A 16,201-nucleotide genomic window follows, 5' to 3' on the forward strand; every position below is an offset into this window, starting at 1 on the left:
ATATTTTATCAGATATTTGCACTACTTCAAATGAATAAACTATGATTTCAAAAGAAGAATCAAACCAATTACAAAAGCTTACCCGCTCTATTACTGCAGTGCATTCTGATGCTGCATATAGTATACCTGAAAATATTTCCTTGTACAGAAGTGCAGAAAATATACGATCGTTAAATATCCTTATTTTCAATGTGACGGATAATCAGGAAATACAGACCAAAACGATTTTTTAATATGGTGATTTCAAGAAAAATTCAGGTAAGGTTGAATGTCCTTTTGGTAACAGCTGCTATTATATCCATTGCTGTTTTTTCCATGTACGAACTGGGATATCTGGAAGAACTGCAGACCATTCTGGCCAAAGACAATTACATTTTTTACTGGATGCTTCTGGTAGGTGTTTTTGCAGAAATTGTGGCAGGTTCCATGGGAATGGGATATGGAGTTATTTGTACCACAACACTGATGCTCCTCAATATTCCGCCGCATATTGTAAGTGCGAGTATTCATTCTGCAGAAAGTTTTACTACTGCTGCGGGAAGTCTCAGCCACATTAAACTGAAAAATGTAAGCAAAAGTCTGGTGAAAAAGCTCGCCATTCCGGCTGTGATAGGAGCAATTATCGGAGCTGTCAGTCTTACTTATCTTGGAGAATATTATGCGAAAATCACCAAAACACTCATTGCTTTTTATACTTTATACCTTGGATTCCAGATTCTTTCGAATGCTTTTAAAGAAAAACAAAGCAAAGCATTGAAAAGAAAAACCAATCTAACCAGACTTGGCGTGATAGGAGGCTTTATAGATTCCTTTGCCGGAGGAGGCTGGGGGCCTTTGGTTACCGGAACACTCATTAAAAATGCATTCACCCCAAGATTTGCTGTAGGAAGTTCTACAGTGGCCAAATTTATTCTTACCATAACGGCTGCCGTTACCTTTTTCTTTACCCTGGGAATCCAGCACTGGAATATTATTTTAGGGCTTTTAATCGGTGGAATTATTACCGCTCCTTTTTCAGCCATGCTTACTGCCAGGCTTCCTGTGAAGAAAATGTTTGTGATTATCGGAACCCTGGTGATTGTGATGAGTTCTATAACTATTTATAAATCAGTTTTTAATTAAAAATTATGTTGGATGTGGAAAAATAAAAGGGTTAAAAAGGTTTTCGGTTTTGAAAATATTTTACTTTTACATCACTAAATATTAGAACATGAATTTACATATCATTGCACTTTTTAAGTTTAATGAAAATTATCTGATGGACGCTGTAGAGCTGTTTCAGAACCTTGTGAAAGAAACAAGAAAAGAAGAAGGCTGTCTGCAGTACGATCTTATTGAGGATAAAGATAATAAAGGAACTTTCTTCCTGATCGAGCTTTGGGAAAGTGTAGAACATCATAACAGGCATAACGGTCAGGATCACCTTTTGGATTTCCGTAAGGATGCTTCCAAAATTATGGAAAGTTCTGTAGAGGTTTATAAAGGGTTTAAAATATATTAATGGTATTGAAGGATTTAAAGATTTAAAAATTTAATGATTTAAAGAAGAATCTTATATCAATAGAAAATAAAAGGCGGTTTCAACAATCTGAAACCGCCTTTTTATTAGAAAAAATAGAAAGTATTAAAATAGAAAGTTTATTTTACGATAAGCTTTTTCGTCTCCGAATGGCCACCGTAAGTAATTTTTACAAGGTAATTTCCTGAAGTAAGGGTAGAAAGATTCAAATCCTGCTTATAAAAACCAGCCTGGTTCGTAAGTTCAGCTGAATAGACCTTTTTCCCGGTCTGGTCATAGACCTCTACATTTCCCTTATTACCTGTTTTTTCTTTAACATCAAAAAGAACCGTTACTTTTTTATCCGCCGTAGTTGGATTAGGATAAATACCGAATGATGCTTTTTTTCCAACTTCAGTTATCCCTAACGTTTCCGTGATCTTTTTGTATTTGAAATACATATTTCCTGTACTGGCACCACCATTGGTTGTGAAGTACATTCTGTAGTAATCATTTCCTTTTTTGACGTAGTAGACCACATCATTTTTCACCGTCCCGATCCCTTTCCAAGAGTGTCCTACCGTAGTGATAGCAGATGAGAAACTTGCATTGGCAGGAATAGCATATGCTGCGGTTTGCTGCGTTTCAGGCTGAACCATTGCCACTTTTACGTTCGGACTTTGAATGGCTCCGGAAAGCGGGTACATCTGCACACCCATATAGAACGTGTAATATTTGGTGAATACGAAATCCCATGCCGTTCTGGAAGGCTCAAGATTGGGAACTTTTTCTCCGGTATCAAATGAGAAATAGTTGAAATATGAATCATCCGTCCCGTTGGCGATCGTTCTTGTTTCCGTAGCTCCCCATGAAGTCCCGTTCCATTTTGAATACTTGAAGGTATATCCTGCAAAAGCATCTTCAATGGCAAACTTGATATAAGTTCCTGAAGCATATTTTAAAACAAAAATAGCTTTCCCCTGAATGTGGTGGTTCACCGGGTTATAAACGCCCCATCCGGTTGAAGGAATATTGGGGTTTGGAGAGGTTACTGGTCCCTGTTCAAAAGCTCCCTGGCTCCAGTCAGTGGTCTGGTCCGGATTGTAAAGAGGATCTCCCCATGAAGCTTCATTGCTGATGCTGATGTTATCCCAGTCTGCTAAGTTGGTTGATGCAGTGAATACTTCAATATCTTTAGCATCATTGACTCTGGATCCGAATGCATAGTTTGAGTTCCTATAAAAAGCAATATCCCACGTATTGGCTGGCTGAGAAACCATATTACCATCTGCAAGGTTTACAAACACGCGGTTTTGGTATCCGCTTCCCATGGTCATATTTACCTGTGAATATCCCAACGCGTCAGTCTGCGCCAAAACAGTCTGCTGAACAGACAATGCCAGTACCGATGCCAATAATAGTTTTGTTTTCATAATTTATTTTTTAAATCCTTATTTAGAATGATTCCACAAAAGTATATAATTATTTTTAATAAGTCTAAATAAAAACATGATTTTTATCGTGTTTTTATTTTAATCCTTATGATAAACAGAGAAAATCGGACATAGAAAAGCCGGCAGGATCACTCCTGTCGGCTTTAAAAAAGGCAAATAATAGTCTAATAAACCTTATTTTTTAATGAATTTTGATTGGATCAATCTGCCTTCTGCAGTCTCAATATTCATATAATATACTCCTGTCTGAAGCGTGCTGATATCAAATCTTTGTCCGTTCAGTTTCCCTTCCGCTGCTTTTTGTCCTGCTGCAGAATAGATCTGAATGTTTTTAGGATCTTTTTTGACAATGAATTCTATTGCAGACTGATCAGAATTTAAGGCAAATCTGAAATTTTCTGTCGATTTATGGTTGTCTGATACGCCTAAAGAAGCGGTCGTGTTATACACTACATTATCCACCTGGATTGCTACGTGAGTAGCAGTAGGCGTGAACTTAAATACAATGTATGAGCCTGTGGATGCCGGAATATTAACACTGATATTCTGCACGGTTCCGATAGTGGCTACATTAATAGGGCTTCCTACAGGAACGAATGTTGACATATCTGCAGGGTTGGATGCTACTCCTATCTGAATGCTTCCCGGACCTGGAGATGGAGATACCAGGGTAGTATCAAAGGTCAAAGTTTTATTTCCTGTTGGAGTTTCAATCTGTGGCGTAATCAGATAAGAAGAACCTGTTGCATTGTTTCCTGCATACGACTGAACGAATCTGTTGGAATCTCCTGCTACAATCATTCTTGGAGGTACAGGAGGAAACTCACCGGTTATTGGTGCAACGATGGCGGACCATCCAAACTGAGGGAAAGTTGTGTTCCCAGCGGTAAAATTGTTGAAATTTTCATTGATGTTAGACACCTGAGCATTCGCCGTTAAGGCTGTAAACATCAGAGCTCCTAAAAGTAATTGTAATTTCATGAGATTATTTTTATTTAGAATTATTCCACAAAAATATATAATTATTTTTAATGAGTCTAAATAAAGTTTTATATTTGCTGAAAATTTGTACCCTTATGAAGAAGAAAGTGCTTTCCGTTCTATCATTATCCTTGGCCTTATGGGTAAATGCACAAGAAAAGGATTCTCTTAATCAAAAGAAAATTGAAGAAGTTGTTATTACAGGACAGTACATGCAGCAGTCCATTAACAAATCGATATATAAGGTTGATGTTATTGATGCAGAACAGATCAAAAATATGGCAGCAACGAATGTTGCCGAGGTTTTGAATCAAAGTCTTAACATACAGATCACTCCGGATACCCGTTCAGGAAATTCCACCGCCAATATCATGGGGCTTAATGGTGATTATGTAAAGATCCTTATAGACAATATTCCGGTAGTAGGGGATACAGGGCTGGGAAGTAATATTGACCTTACCAAAATTACCTTAAGTAATATCGAAAGAATAGAAATTGTAAAAGGAAGTATGGGAGTTGAATATGGAAATGGAGCTGTTGCCGGGGTCATCAACATTATTACAAAGAAAACCAGTACAAAAAAGATCAGTGTTAGAGGTTCGATACAGGAAGAAACAGTAAGGGACAACTATGATCTTAAAAAAAGAGGAAACGGAAGGCATATTCAGAACCTTAATGTAGATTATAATATCAGCAATGAATGGTTTGCCAGCATCAATTTCAACCATAACCAGTTTATGGGATATGAAGGGGAAAGCAAAGGCTACAAATATTTCGGACAGGATAACCAGAGAGGGTATGAATGGAACCCGAAAGATCAGTATGATGCTTCTGCTCTATTAAGATATACCAAAAATAAAACGACATTCTTTTACAAGTTGTCTTATCTTGACGAAAAATTCAATTTCTATAATCCGGAAGTAAACAGAAATCCTCTTAATGATGGATTGGGCGGTGTTTCGTATGAAAGCAGAGACAGAAGATATAACACCGACCGATGGATTCACCAGTTCAATATTCAGACTAATCTGGGACATATCCGATACATGGGAGACTTCTCGTATCAGAACCAGGATAGGAAATACTACGACTATAATTACGATATCCCGAACAGACAAATCAAAAGCCGTCAAGAAGAAAAATCTTATTATAAGACCGATGTCATCTACTCCAGAGGAATGTTCAGCAACTTCCTCGACAGCAAGGTTTTTGATTTCCAGTTAGGGTATGAATTAGACTATACCAATGGCTATGCCGCTTTGATTGCCGGAGATTTCTTTGGTGAAGCGGTAAAAAGAAAGATCTTCACCTATTCCAATTTCCTTTCTGCAGAATGGAATGTGTCAGACAAATTCTCTTTAAGACCGGGAGTAAGACTTTCTCTTAGCGAAAACTTTAATAATCAGTACAACTATTCTTTATCAGCAAGATATAAAACCTCTGAGAATTCAAACCTTAGAGCAGTTGTGGGATCGGCTAACCGCTTCCCAAAATATGACGAGTTGTACACCTATTTTGTGAATCTTAATCATGATGTACAGGGAAATCCGGACTTAAATCCTGAAAAAGGATTCTCTGCTGGACTTTTCTGGAATCAGAACTTTTCAGCAGATAATGGCTGGAAGATCGCTTATGGAGTAGACGCATTATACCTTGATGTACGTGACAGAATTGAAATGGTGATGATTAAAGAGCCGTCCACCTACAAATATATGAACCTTAATACCTATAAAAATCTACTATTCTCCGCTAATGTAGATTTCAGAAAAGATCAGTTTGCCCTGTCTTTAAGAGGATCAGTAAACGGAACTTCCGTATCGATGATTGATTTGAAATCTTCTTCCCCAACAGACTTTCAGTATCTGGTACAGGCAGGCGCTTCAGCAACTTACAAACTGAAAAGTACCGACACCAATTTTGCCCTTTACTACAAATTCACAGGTCCGGACAGAATTTATGTATCCGATGGAGCTAATGACTTCCGTCTTGGAAAAATAGATAGTTTCCATATGATGGATTTTATTGTGAGCCAGCCTTTCTGGAAGAAACATTTTGAAATTTCTGCAGGAGTGAAAAATATATTTGATGTCACAAGATTAAACTCTACGGCAGTGGCCGGTTCAGCCCATACCGCTGCGAACGGGTTTGTTAATTTATATTATGGCAGAAGCTATTTTGCCCGATTAATGTTTCAATTTTAAATAATACGTTACGATTATGAAGTATTTAAAAATAGTATCTCTTCTTTCCATCATGGCAGCCACACAGTCTTGTCTTTCTGCAGACGAAGATCCGGTTCCGGTTCCGCCTATGACGGGATCTGAAGTAAGTGTGCCAATTGGCGGTCCTACAGAACCTAATCAGGTTTGGATCGATTTAAGTGACTATACCAATCCTGCGGTCAACAGCAGAACAGACTGGGATCTTGGTTTTTACAGCGGCGATGCCTACAGAGTGATCATGAACGGATCTCTTGCCATGACGGTGATCAAAATACCCAACGCATCAGACATCAGTAAAGTAAAGGAAGCTGATATTTCAAGTTTAAAAGATATTGCCCAGGTAGGAACATTTGATGCTGCCAACATGAAGTATGTTGACAATCCTAATGGTGACTTCTTAAATCAGACTTCAGGAATTGATGCCATCAAAGAAAATGATGCGGATAACCCAGTGTATCTGATCAATCTTGGGAGAGAGATACCTTCTGCTGCCAATATCGGGGCAGGTTCAGTTTCATTGTCCGGTGATCCGAGAGGATGGAAAAAAATTCAGATCCTGAGAGCTCAGAATGGGTACAAAATCCGTTATGCTGACGTGAACGCAGCAGAAGCAGACATCAAAGAATATATCATTACAAAAGATACAGAATATAGCTTCTCATTCTTCAATCTGAAAACAGGAACCCCGGTAAAGATTCAGCCAAAGAAAAAGAAATGGGATCTGGCATTCACAACATTTACCAATGAAGTGTTTATGGGACCTACAACCAGTGCAGGAAGCTATTTTTATGCAGATTTTGTAACAACCAATACTTTGAATGGAGTAGGTGCTTACCAGGTAACAGTTACGGGAAGTCTTGATGCTGCTTACAGTGCATTTAAACTGAAAGATGTAGAGCCTTCAAAATTTGTTTTCAATGACCAGAGGGCTATTGGGGATAAATGGAGAACCACTACCGGTACGGCATCCAATCCTGTTCCTTTTGTATATGCAGACCGTTTCTTTGTATTGAAAGATGCTGAAGGTTTTTATTTCAAGCTGAGATTCAATACCATGAAAAATACAAAAGGAGAAAGAGGGTACACCAATTTTGAATTCGAACCTTTATAAATAATCAAATAATAGTAGATCATGAAAAAATTCATCCTTGCAGCTTCTGTTCTTGTAGCAGTATATTCTTGCAAAAAAGCAGAGACAGGAGCAAAAGAAAATACAACAGAAGCCAGTTCAGAAGCACCCAAAACCAACAATAAAATAGTAACATTAAATGGAGGAATTACTGAAATCGTAGCTGCTTTAGGCCACGAAAAAGAAATCGTGGGAACTGATGTTACCAGCACCTATCCTGCCTCATTAAAAGCTACAGCGAAAGATTTAGGCCACATGAGATCAATGACAATTGAACCGATCATGGCTGTAAACCCTACTTTGATTCTGGCTTCTGATAAAGATATCAATCCGGAACTAATGGGGAAAATTAAATCTTCAGGGATTCAAACCGAAGTTTTTAAACAGGAATATACGGTTGAAGGAACTAAAAAACTGATCGAGCAGGTAGCAAAAGCGATCGGAAATACAGATTATCAGAAATTAAATGATAAAATTGATGCTGACTTAAAGCAAGTACAGCCTATTGCTAAAAAGCCCAAGGTATTGTTCATCTACGCAAGAGGAAATATGCTGATGGTGAGTGGTAAAAATACCCCAATGGCGTCATTGATCAATCTTGCAGGAGGAGAAAATGCAGTAACTGATTTTGAAGATTTCAAACCATTGACTCCGGAAGCCGTTGTAAAAGCTAATCCTGATGTACTATTTTTCTTCGAAACCGGTTTACAGGGAGCAGGAGGAAACGAAGGCGCGTTAAAAATGCCGGGAGTATCTCAGACCAATGCAGGTAAAAACAAGAAAATCATTGCAATGGACGGAGGTTTGGTATCAGGTTTTGGACCAAGAGTAGGAGAAGCAGCAGTAGGATTAAACAAACTTTTAATTGAAAGCACCAAGTAAATTATACTTTTATCTAATGATAAGTGCGGTACTGCTTGCCATTATAGCAGTACTGTCACTTAATACAGGAGTTTATGATTTCGGAGAAAATTCTCCGTTCAGGGCTCTGTGGCAATTGATAAAAGGAGATTCCGGTTTGTCACTCAGTGATAAATATGTGATCTGGGACGTAAGGGCAGCCAGGATTATCATGGCCATTTTAGTAGGAAGTATGTTGTCGGTTTCCGGGACGAGCCTTCAGGGACTTTTCAAGAATCCTCTGGCAACCGGAGATTTAATAGGACTTACATCAGGAGCAACATTGCTGGCAGCCATTGCGATTGTTTTAGGAGGACATTTCAAAGAATATCTTCCTGAAGCTGTACAATTTTCACTGGTAGGAATCGCCGCTTTTATCGGTTCTTTTTTATCCATGATGCTGGTCTACAGAATTTCAACAAGCGGAGGGAAAACCAATGTAGTCATGATGCTGCTTACCGGAGTTGCGATAACGGCTATCGGGTTTTCGATAACCGGATTTTTGATCTATATCTCAAAAGATGAACAGCTCAGAGATCTTACTTTCTGGAACCTGGGAAGCCTGGCCGCAGCCACATGGACGAAAAATATCATTCTCGCCATTGTGATCACCATCGCCTACATCATTTTATTACCCAAAGGAAAAGCATTGAATGCAATGATGCTGGGAGAAAAAGATGCACAGCATCTGGGAATCAATGTGGAAAGACTGAAAAAACAGATCATCATCACCGTGGCATTAATGGTGGGAACGTGTGTGGCATTTTCAGGAACCATTGGCTTTGTAGGGCTTATTGTACCTTATATTCTAAGGCTTTTATTTAAATCCAATTATGTTTTTATTTTGCCATTATCGGCAATGTGCGGAAGCATTTTGTTATTAACGGCAGATACCTTCAGCAGAAGTATTGTGGCACCGTCAGAACTGCCGATAGGAATTTTAACAGCCTTAATGGGAGGACCTATTTTTATCGCTATTTTGGTTAAATTTAAAAAATCACTGTAATGATCAAGGCACACCAGATAAATTATAAACATAAAGAATTCAGGATTCTGGATGGGGTAGATGTCTCTCTGGAATATGGCGAATTTCTGGCCATTGTGGGACCGAATGGAGCAGGGAAGTCAAGCCTGCTGAGCGTGTTGGCAGATGAAGTGAAATCCGGACATAACAAAGTTTTGTTTAAAGATAAACCTATTAAAGAATGGAATATCAAAGAACTTTCAAAACATAAAGCCAAGTTCTCGCAGCATAACAGCAATGATATTCCGCTTGAAGTGAAGGATGTGATCATGATGGGGAGGTATCCGTATTTTGATGCCCAGCCCGGAAAAGAAGATCTTGAGGCGATGAATAATATGATGTACGAAACCGATATTTTTCATCTCAAAGAAAGAGAATACAACACCCTTTCAGGAGGAGAAAAGCAGCGTGTACATCTATCAAGAGTAATGGCTCAGCTTGAAAATGAAATTGCCCATAAACTGGTTTTTCTGGACGAACCGTTGAATAATTTAGATATAAAACATCAGTACAAAGCATTGGAAATTATCAAAAATTTCACCAAAAAAGCCAACAGTGCTATTGTTGTTTTGCATGATCTGAACCTTGCTGCACAGTTTGCAGATAAGATTTTATTAATGAAATCAGGACAAGTCTCTGCCTTTGGAACCCCACAGGAAGTTTTTACTGAAGAAAATATCAGCAATGCCTATAATTTTCCCTGTACCATCTGCGGGCACCCTATTACCAATAACCCAATGATCATTTTTGGATAACCATGGAAAAAGAAGAACTCAAAATCCTCGCACAGAATCTTGCCAACCCTCAGGGTGAAAAAGGCATTGAGATTGGTGAAATGATGAATGCCACTAACATCAGCATGACGTTAGAAAGTATCAAAACACTTGTGATTGATGACGGCCAGCAAATCCTTGAAATAGGACATGGGAATGCCGCACACCTGAAAAGTATCATGAACCTTGCCAAAAGCCTGAAATACACAGGGATTGACATTTCCGAAACCATGCACAATGAAGCCAAAAGGCTCAATAAAGAATTTGAAAGCCAGACGGAATTTGTTTTATACGAAGGGAAGAAACTTCCTTTCAAAGATGAAACTTTTGATAAAATATTTACAGTCAATACCGTGTACTTCTGGGAAAATCCCGTGGAATTCTTAAACGAAATCTACAGGGTTTTAAAAGATGACGGAACATTTGTTCTTACGTTCGGACAAAGAGAATTCATGGAAAAACTGCCGTTCACGGAATATGATTTCACTTTGTACAGCAACAGTGAAATGGAAGAGCTGGTCTCCAAAAGCCAATTTAAAAGAATGAAAACTTCTGAAAGAGAAGAAGAAATAAAAAGTAAAACAGGAAACGAAACCATACGAAGAATTTATACAATTTTAACCATAAAAAAGTAAAGTAATGAGCACATTAGTTAATGATTTAAAGGAAAAATGGGAAGCTCTGAAAGCAGAAAATCCACATATCAGAATAAGAAACGCTGCAGCACAGCTGGAAGTAAGTGAGGCAGAATTATTGGCAACAAGCATTGGAGAAGGCGTTACGGTCCTGAACCCGGATTTCCAGGGAATCCTTACAGAAGCTGGGCAATTAGGAAAAGTAATGGCTCTTACCCGTAATGATGAATGTGTTCATGAAAGAAAAGGAACTTACCTGAACGGTGATTTCAGCAGTCCTCATGCACAGCTTTTTGTGGGTGAAGATATTGATCTCAGAATTTTCCTTAACCACTGGAAATTTGCTTTTGCAGTACTGGAAGGAGAGAAGAAAAGCCTTCAGTTTTTCGGGAAAGACGGTTTGGCACTTCACAAGATTTATCTGACGAAGGACAGTAATGAAGCTGCTTTCGATGCGATCGTAGAAAAATTCAGAGCAGAAGATCAGAATCAGGCATTGGCTTTTGAAGCAATCGCTCCAAAACAGGCTGAAAAAGCAGATTCAGACATTGATGTAGAAGGCTTTAAAAAAGCATGGACAGAATTGAAAGACACCCATGATTTCTTCATGATGACCAGAAAATATGGTGTAAGCAGAACGCAGGCATTAAGATTGGCTCCGGAAGGATTTGCTAAGAAAATTGATAATGCGAAAGTGGTGAATATCCTTGAAGATGCTTCTGAAAAGAACGTTCCGATCATGGTTTTCGTTGGAAACAGAGGCATTATCCAGATCCACACAGGAAATGTAAAGAAAACACTTTGGCACCAGCAGTGGTTCAACGTGATGGATCCTGATTTCAACTTACATCTTGACGTAACGAAAATTGCTGAAGCATGGATCGTGAAAAAACCAACTGAAGACGGAGAAGTAACCGCTATCGAAGTATTCAACAAAGAAGGAGACTTTATCGTTCAGTTCTTTGGAAAAAGAAAACCTGGAATTCCTGAACTTCAGGAGTGGAAGGACCTTGTAGCAGCTTTAGAGAAATAATAATTAGATGATTTGAATGAGACCGTTTTGTTTGTAAAATTCAAAGCGGTCTTTTTTATTGCATGCGATCTGCGGGTGATGAAATATTTGTGTAATTTGTGATTAAATATAAAATAAAATGAAACATATTTTCATAGCGATATTGCTGGCCGGTTTTTGTGCATTGAAAGCACAGGATTTAAAAGCGTATCAGTTTTATGATAAAAAAGGAAAAGAAGTAAAGACAGACAAGCTGGTCAAAGAACTGGCAGATTATGATGTGGTCTTTTTTGGTGAAAATCATAACAGTTCTATCAACCACTGGCTTCAGCTTAAAATTACAGAAGCGCTGTTTGCCAAAAAGAACGGACAGCTGATCTTAGGAGCAGAAATGTTTGAAAGAGACAATCAGACACAGCTGGATCAATATTTAAACGGAAAGTTTGCTGCTAAGACTTTGAAGGATTCTGCCCGTTTGTGGAACAATTATGCAACCGATTACAAGCCTTTGGTAGATTTTGCTAAGGATAAGAAGCTACATTTTGTTGCTACCAATATCCCAAGAAGATATGCCTCTCAAACCGCCAAAGAAGGTCTTGAATCCTTGAATAAATTAAGCGAAAAAGAGAAAGCCTACATTGCCCAGCTGCCGATTAAAGTAACGTTAGACACTCCAGGATATCCAGAAATGAAAAAGATGATGGGAGATCATGCAGAAGGAACCAAAGTGATGAATTTCATTTCAGCTCAGGCTGTAAAAGACGCTACGATGGCTGAATCTATCCTGAAAAGTTATCAGGCCGGAAAGACCTTTATCCACTACAACGGTAACTATCACAGCAAAGAATTCGGAGGAATCTACTGGTATATCAAACAGAAGAATCCAAACCTGAAAATGGCAGTTATCTCCGTTTTTGAATCAGACGATCCTGAATTGAAAGTACCCGCCAAAGATTATATCCCGACGGATTTCAATCTGATTATTCCGGGGGATATGACGAAGACTTTTTAATAAGAAGATGATGCGGATTGAGCAGATCTTACTATGAATTAAATAATTTAAATTGCATTCATTCAATAGGAACGGGCTTTAGCCCGTTCATTTTTTTATATCAAAATTCCATTGGCTTTAGCCAAAACTTAAAATTCATTGCTAAATAAATTATTTTTACACCACAATATTTACCTTTGTATCAGATTCAAAAACATATGAAAAAAATCCCCATCCTGCTGATCTTTTTTACCGGATTTTTTAATGCTCAGAAACTCACACGCAGTGAAGTTTCAATCATCAATCAGGGAGATGTAAACACGGCGTTACCCATCTATCAGACGACAGATAATAATCAGCACCAAACCCTGCTGAACATTTCTTCAGAAGCAGATCCTCTTGATCCCAATACAGCTGTTCTGGTAAAAAGGATGAAAGAATCTCTTCTTTCAACAGATGGCGGAGTAGGTATTGCAGCTCCACAAGTGGGAATCAACAGGAAGATTATCTGGGTGCAGCGTTTTGATAAAGAAGGAGCCCCTTTGGAATATTTTATTAACCCGGTCATTGTTTGGCGATCTGATCTTCAGAATCTCGGTCCTGAAGGTGATTTATCTATTCCTGATTTCAGAGATCAGTTCTACAGAAGCAAAGTTATCCAACTGGAATATGTGGATTTGAAAGGACAGAAATATTCAGAAATCGTAGAAGGTTTTACTGCGGTGATTTTCCAGCATGAAATCGACCACCTTTTCGGAATCCTGATTTCCGATAAAAAGGAAAAAGAAAAAAACGATTCTTATAAAAAGGTAGATGCCTATCAGAAAAGTGACGTAAATAAAGACAGGAGGTAATTATAAATGATGTTTGATGAATGATGAATGAAATTCTTAAGCATTATATACAAAAAAATATTCTCAATCATCTGTGCCCATCTGCGAAATCCGTGGGAAAATAAAAAAAAGGAGCTGTTTCCATGGAAACAGCTCCTTTCGTTATAACTATGCTTAAAAAAATTGGATTAATCTTTGTTGGTGACTGAAAGTTTCACCTCCATATTATTTCTGGTCGCATTAGAATAAGGACAGATCTGGTGTGCTTTTTCTGTCAAGGCCTGTGCCTCTTCAAGAGAAACTCCGGGAATGTTGACATCCAGTTCTGCTGCCAATCCAAAGCCGCCATTTTCAAGCTGACCTATGCTCACCTGAGCAGTCACTGTTGTTTCACCTGTTTTTACTTTAGAAAGACTGATCACTCTGTTCAGAGCACTGTCGAAACATGCAGAATATCCCGCTGCAAAAAGCATTTCCGGGTTGACAAAATCATCATTGGCTCCTCCTAAAGCTTTTGGCATTCTTACATCAAGATCCAGCACTCCGTTTTCACTTTTCACATGTCCGTTTCTTCCTCCTTTTGCAGTGACCTGAGTGGTATATAATGTTTTCATTTATTTTCTATTTTGTTTAATATTTTTAAGACTGTGTCTTTAAGGTGCAGCAGCTCTTCCGGTTGTATTCCCAGTTTTTCCTGAATTTTCCCCGGAATTTCACAAGCCTTTTGCTGAAGCTGTTTTCCTGCTTCGTCTAAAAATACTTCAACCACTCTTTCGTCCTCTTTTTTTCTTTTTCGGATGATAAATCCTTTAGACTCCAGCCTTTTAAGAAGAGGGGTCAAAGTACCACTGTCCAGAAACAGTTTTTCTCCGATATGCGTTACGGTAAGTCCGTCACCGTCCCATAATATCATCATCACAAGATATTGTGGATAGGTAATGCCCAGCTCATCAAGAAAAGGACGGTAAAGCCCTGTAATTTCTTTGGCAATGACATACAATGGGAAACAAATCTGGTTTTCCAGTTTAGGTGTTTTAGGATTTTCCATAATTTTGGGGTACGAAAGATTCGATGAAGGTATTACTTTTTTATGATAAATTCATCCATTGGAATTCTGACTTTTTTCATAGTAGAAAGCCAGTCATTAGCTTCATCACGGTATCCAAGATATAAAAGGCTTACACTTTTTAATCCCAGTTCTCTTAGTCCCAGTACTTCATCTACCACCTCATTGCTGAATCCTTCCGCCGGAGTACTGTCGATTTTAAGCTCTGCAGCCTGGGCAAGCGCAATTCCTAAGGCAATATAAGTCTGGCGGGCAGTGTGGGCAAAATGCTCTTCAGGAGTCTGTGCACCATATATTTCTTTAATTTTATCGGTATAGCTTCCGAAGCGGCCTCTTGGAAGATCTCTTACATCTGTATGATAATCGTAAACTTTGTCAATTTTTTCATTAGAATAACTGTCCCATGCTGCAAAGACCAAAACGTGAGAAGAATCTCTCATTACTTCAGGGTTTAAAGCACCCGCCACCATTTTTTCTTTCAGTTCCTGATTTTCCACTACAATAATTCTGAACGGCTGTAAGCCCGATGAAGTAGGAGCCAGTCTTGCTGATTCTAAAATCGTATTAAGGTCTTCCTGTGATACTTTTTTGGTCGGATCATAAGCTTTTACAGCATGTCTCCAGTTTAGATTTTCTATTAATGACATTTTTCTTTTGTTTTTAAATTAAACTACTTTGTGTTTTATCACTTCTGTTTTTATGTTGAAGTAAATGAACAGTACAAATGTACACTCAATTTAATTGTGTGCAATTTAATTTTGAAAGATTTTATTGATAGCAATTATTGATGAAATTTAAAAAGGTAAATAAATGAAGATGACCAATGAGAAATTTTTAGTTTCAGTTTTAATCATTTCAGCATGATTCGGATTTTTTCAAAGCCTTTGAATTCCAATCTTTGCCGTAGAATTTTAAACTTAAAACAATGCAGAGATTTAAAAACAAAACCGCTTTAATTACCGGAGGAACCAATGGGATGGGTTTGGCAACCGCTCAGAAATTCATTGAAGAAGGAGGGTCTGTGATCATTACCGGAAGAAGCGAAGAAACGGTGAATAGTGCTTTAGAGAAACTTGGAGAAAAGGCTTTTGGAATTGTTTCCAATGCCGGAAATATGAAAGACCTTATGATGCTGCAGCATGAAATCAGAAAATATACAGAACATATCGATCTGGTCTTTGCCAATGCGGGATACGGGAGATTTTCTCCTGTGGAATATGTGGATGAAAATCAGTTTGACGAATTATTTAATATGCTGGTGAAAGGTCCGTTTTTTACGGTACAGCAGGTGTTGCCATTAATGAAAAGCGGAAGCTCTGTTATTTTCAATACTTCCGTAGCAACAGAGATTGCGATGCCTAATTTTTCGGTGTATTCTGCAGCAAAATCTGCAGTGCAGTCAATGATCAAAACTTTTGCTGTAGAACTTACAGAACGTGGAATCCGTGTGAATGGAGTAAGTCCCGGACATATCAAAACCAATATTTTTAATAATACAGGTTTAACCGGAGAGCAGATAGAAAGCGCTATTGATGATATCATTCCGACAATTCCTTTTAAAAGACAGGGAGAGCCTTCAGAAATAGCCAGTGTAGTTCTGTTTCTGGCTTCAGAAGAAGCGTCCTATATTCATGGGGCAGAAGTGAAAGTGGATGCCGGAATTTCTGTGATCAGATAATCCGG

Annotated in this window: 18 protein-coding genes; 13 read left to right on the top strand and 5 right to left on the bottom strand. The window is 38.3% G+C overall.

Going from position 1 to position 16,201, the window contains the following annotated elements; genetic code table 11:
• Positions 1-41: 41 nt before the first annotated feature.
• The 3 genes from V0410_RS22570 to V0410_RS22580 all read left to right on the top strand — a co-directional run bounded on the left by V0410_RS22570 (position 42) and on the right by V0410_RS22580 (position 1,501).
• Positions 42-233: a hypothetical protein gene (locus V0410_RS22570; protein WP_330745721.1), complete on the top strand. Its 192-nt coding sequence runs from the start codon at positions 42-44 to the stop codon at positions 231-233.
• Position 234: 1 nt separating this feature from the next.
• Entirely contained in the window at positions 235-1,122 is an 888-nt protein-coding gene (locus V0410_RS22575; RefSeq protein WP_330745722.1) for a sulfite exporter TauE/SafE family protein, read from the top strand.
• Between the two features lie 88 nt (positions 1,123-1,210).
• Positions 1,211-1,501: a putative quinol monooxygenase gene (locus tag V0410_RS22580; RefSeq protein WP_034696070.1), complete on the top strand. Its 291-nt coding sequence runs from the start codon at positions 1,211-1,213 to the stop codon at positions 1,499-1,501.
• A gap of 137 nt (positions 1,502-1,638) precedes the next feature.
• Here V0410_RS22580 and V0410_RS22585 read toward each other — a convergent pair whose 3' ends face one another.
• Positions 1,639-2,931 (bottom strand): T9SS type A sorting domain-containing protein, encoded by a 1,293-nt coding sequence (locus tag V0410_RS22585; protein ID WP_330745723.1) that lies wholly within the window; start codon positions 2,929-2,931, stop codon positions 1,639-1,641.
• A gap of 195 nt (positions 2,932-3,126) precedes the next feature.
• Positions 3,127-3,933, bottom strand: a complete 807-nt coding sequence (locus tag V0410_RS22590; RefSeq protein ID WP_330745724.1) for a T9SS-dependent choice-of-anchor J family protein — start codon at positions 3,931-3,933, stop codon at positions 3,127-3,129.
• 95 nt (positions 3,934-4,028) lie between these two features.
• Here V0410_RS22590 and V0410_RS22595 point away from each other — a divergent pair, with 95 nt between their 5' ends.
• The 9 genes from V0410_RS22595 (at position 4,029) to V0410_RS22635 (ending at position 13,473) form a co-directional block, all read left to right on the top strand.
• On the top strand, positions 4,029-6,134 hold the full coding sequence (locus tag V0410_RS22595) for a TonB-dependent receptor plug domain-containing protein (protein ID WP_330745725.1): 2,106 nt from the start codon (positions 4,029-4,031) through the stop codon (positions 6,132-6,134).
• Between the two features lie 16 nt (positions 6,135-6,150).
• Positions 6,151-7,266, top strand: coding sequence for an HmuY family protein (locus tag V0410_RS22600; RefSeq protein WP_330745726.1), 1,116 nt, complete (start codon positions 6,151-6,153; stop codon positions 7,264-7,266).
• Between the two features lie 21 nt (positions 7,267-7,287).
• Entirely contained in the window at positions 7,288-8,166 is an 879-nt protein-coding gene (locus V0410_RS22605) for a heme/hemin ABC transporter substrate-binding protein (protein WP_330745727.1), read from the top strand.
• Positions 8,167-8,182: 16 nt separating this feature from the next.
• Positions 8,183-9,190, top strand: a complete 1,008-nt coding sequence (locus tag V0410_RS22610) for a FecCD family ABC transporter permease (protein WP_442879163.1) — start codon at positions 8,183-8,185, stop codon at positions 9,188-9,190.
• A complete protein-coding gene (locus V0410_RS22615) occupies positions 9,190-9,963 on the top strand; it encodes a heme ABC transporter ATP-binding protein (protein WP_330745729.1) in 774 nt (257 codons plus the stop codon). The genes V0410_RS22610 and V0410_RS22615 overlap by 1 nt, the downstream gene beginning before the upstream one ends.
• A gap of 2 nt (positions 9,964-9,965) precedes the next feature.
• Complete coding sequence (locus V0410_RS22620) at positions 9,966-10,616, top strand: class I SAM-dependent methyltransferase (RefSeq protein ID WP_330745730.1); 651 nt, start codon at positions 9,966-9,968, stop codon at positions 10,614-10,616.
• 4 nt (positions 10,617-10,620) lie between these two features.
• Entirely contained in the window at positions 10,621-11,649 is a 1,029-nt protein-coding gene (locus V0410_RS22625; RefSeq protein ID WP_330745731.1) for a hemin-degrading factor, read from the top strand.
• A 118-nt stretch (positions 11,650-11,767) separates the two neighbouring features.
• The gene (locus tag V0410_RS22630) at positions 11,768-12,640 is read left to right on the top strand and encodes a ChaN family lipoprotein (RefSeq protein WP_330745732.1); all 873 of its coding nucleotides are present in this window, start codon (positions 11,768-11,770) and stop codon (positions 12,638-12,640) included.
• Positions 12,641-12,837: 197 nt separating this feature from the next.
• Positions 12,838-13,473 (top strand): peptide deformylase, encoded by a 636-nt coding sequence (locus tag V0410_RS22635; protein ID WP_330745733.1) that lies wholly within the window; start codon positions 12,838-12,840, stop codon positions 13,471-13,473.
• A 167-nt stretch (positions 13,474-13,640) separates the two neighbouring features.
• On the opposite strand, the gene V0410_RS22640 is transcribed toward V0410_RS22635, so the two are convergent.
• From V0410_RS22640 to V0410_RS22650, 3 genes are read right to left on the bottom strand one after another with little or no spacing between them, the layout of a single operon-like run.
• Complete coding sequence (locus tag V0410_RS22640) at positions 13,641-14,066, bottom strand: organic hydroperoxide resistance protein (protein WP_330745734.1); 426 nt, start codon at positions 14,064-14,066, stop codon at positions 13,641-13,643.
• The gene (locus V0410_RS22645) at positions 14,063-14,500 is read right to left on the bottom strand and encodes a MarR family winged helix-turn-helix transcriptional regulator (protein WP_062670961.1); all 438 of its coding nucleotides are present in this window, start codon (positions 14,498-14,500) and stop codon (positions 14,063-14,065) included. Before V0410_RS22645 ends, V0410_RS22640 begins: the two co-directional genes overlap by 4 nt.
• A gap of 32 nt (positions 14,501-14,532) precedes the next feature.
• On the bottom strand, positions 14,533-15,165 hold the full coding sequence (locus tag V0410_RS22650) for an NAD(P)H-dependent oxidoreductase (protein ID WP_110009438.1): 633 nt from the start codon (positions 15,163-15,165) through the stop codon (positions 14,533-14,535).
• Between the two features lie 278 nt (positions 15,166-15,443).
• On the opposite strand from V0410_RS22650, the gene V0410_RS22655 reads away from it, so the two are divergent.
• Positions 15,444-16,196: an SDR family oxidoreductase gene (locus tag V0410_RS22655; protein WP_330745735.1), complete on the top strand. Its 753-nt coding sequence runs from the start codon at positions 15,444-15,446 to the stop codon at positions 16,194-16,196.
• The last annotated feature ends 5 nt before the right edge of the window (positions 16,197-16,201 follow it).

The sequence above is a fragment of the Chryseobacterium sp. CP-77 genome, from assembly GCF_036362765.1.
GTDB classification, from domain to species: domain Bacteria; phylum Bacteroidota; class Bacteroidia; order Flavobacteriales; family Weeksellaceae; genus Chryseobacterium; species Chryseobacterium cupriresistens.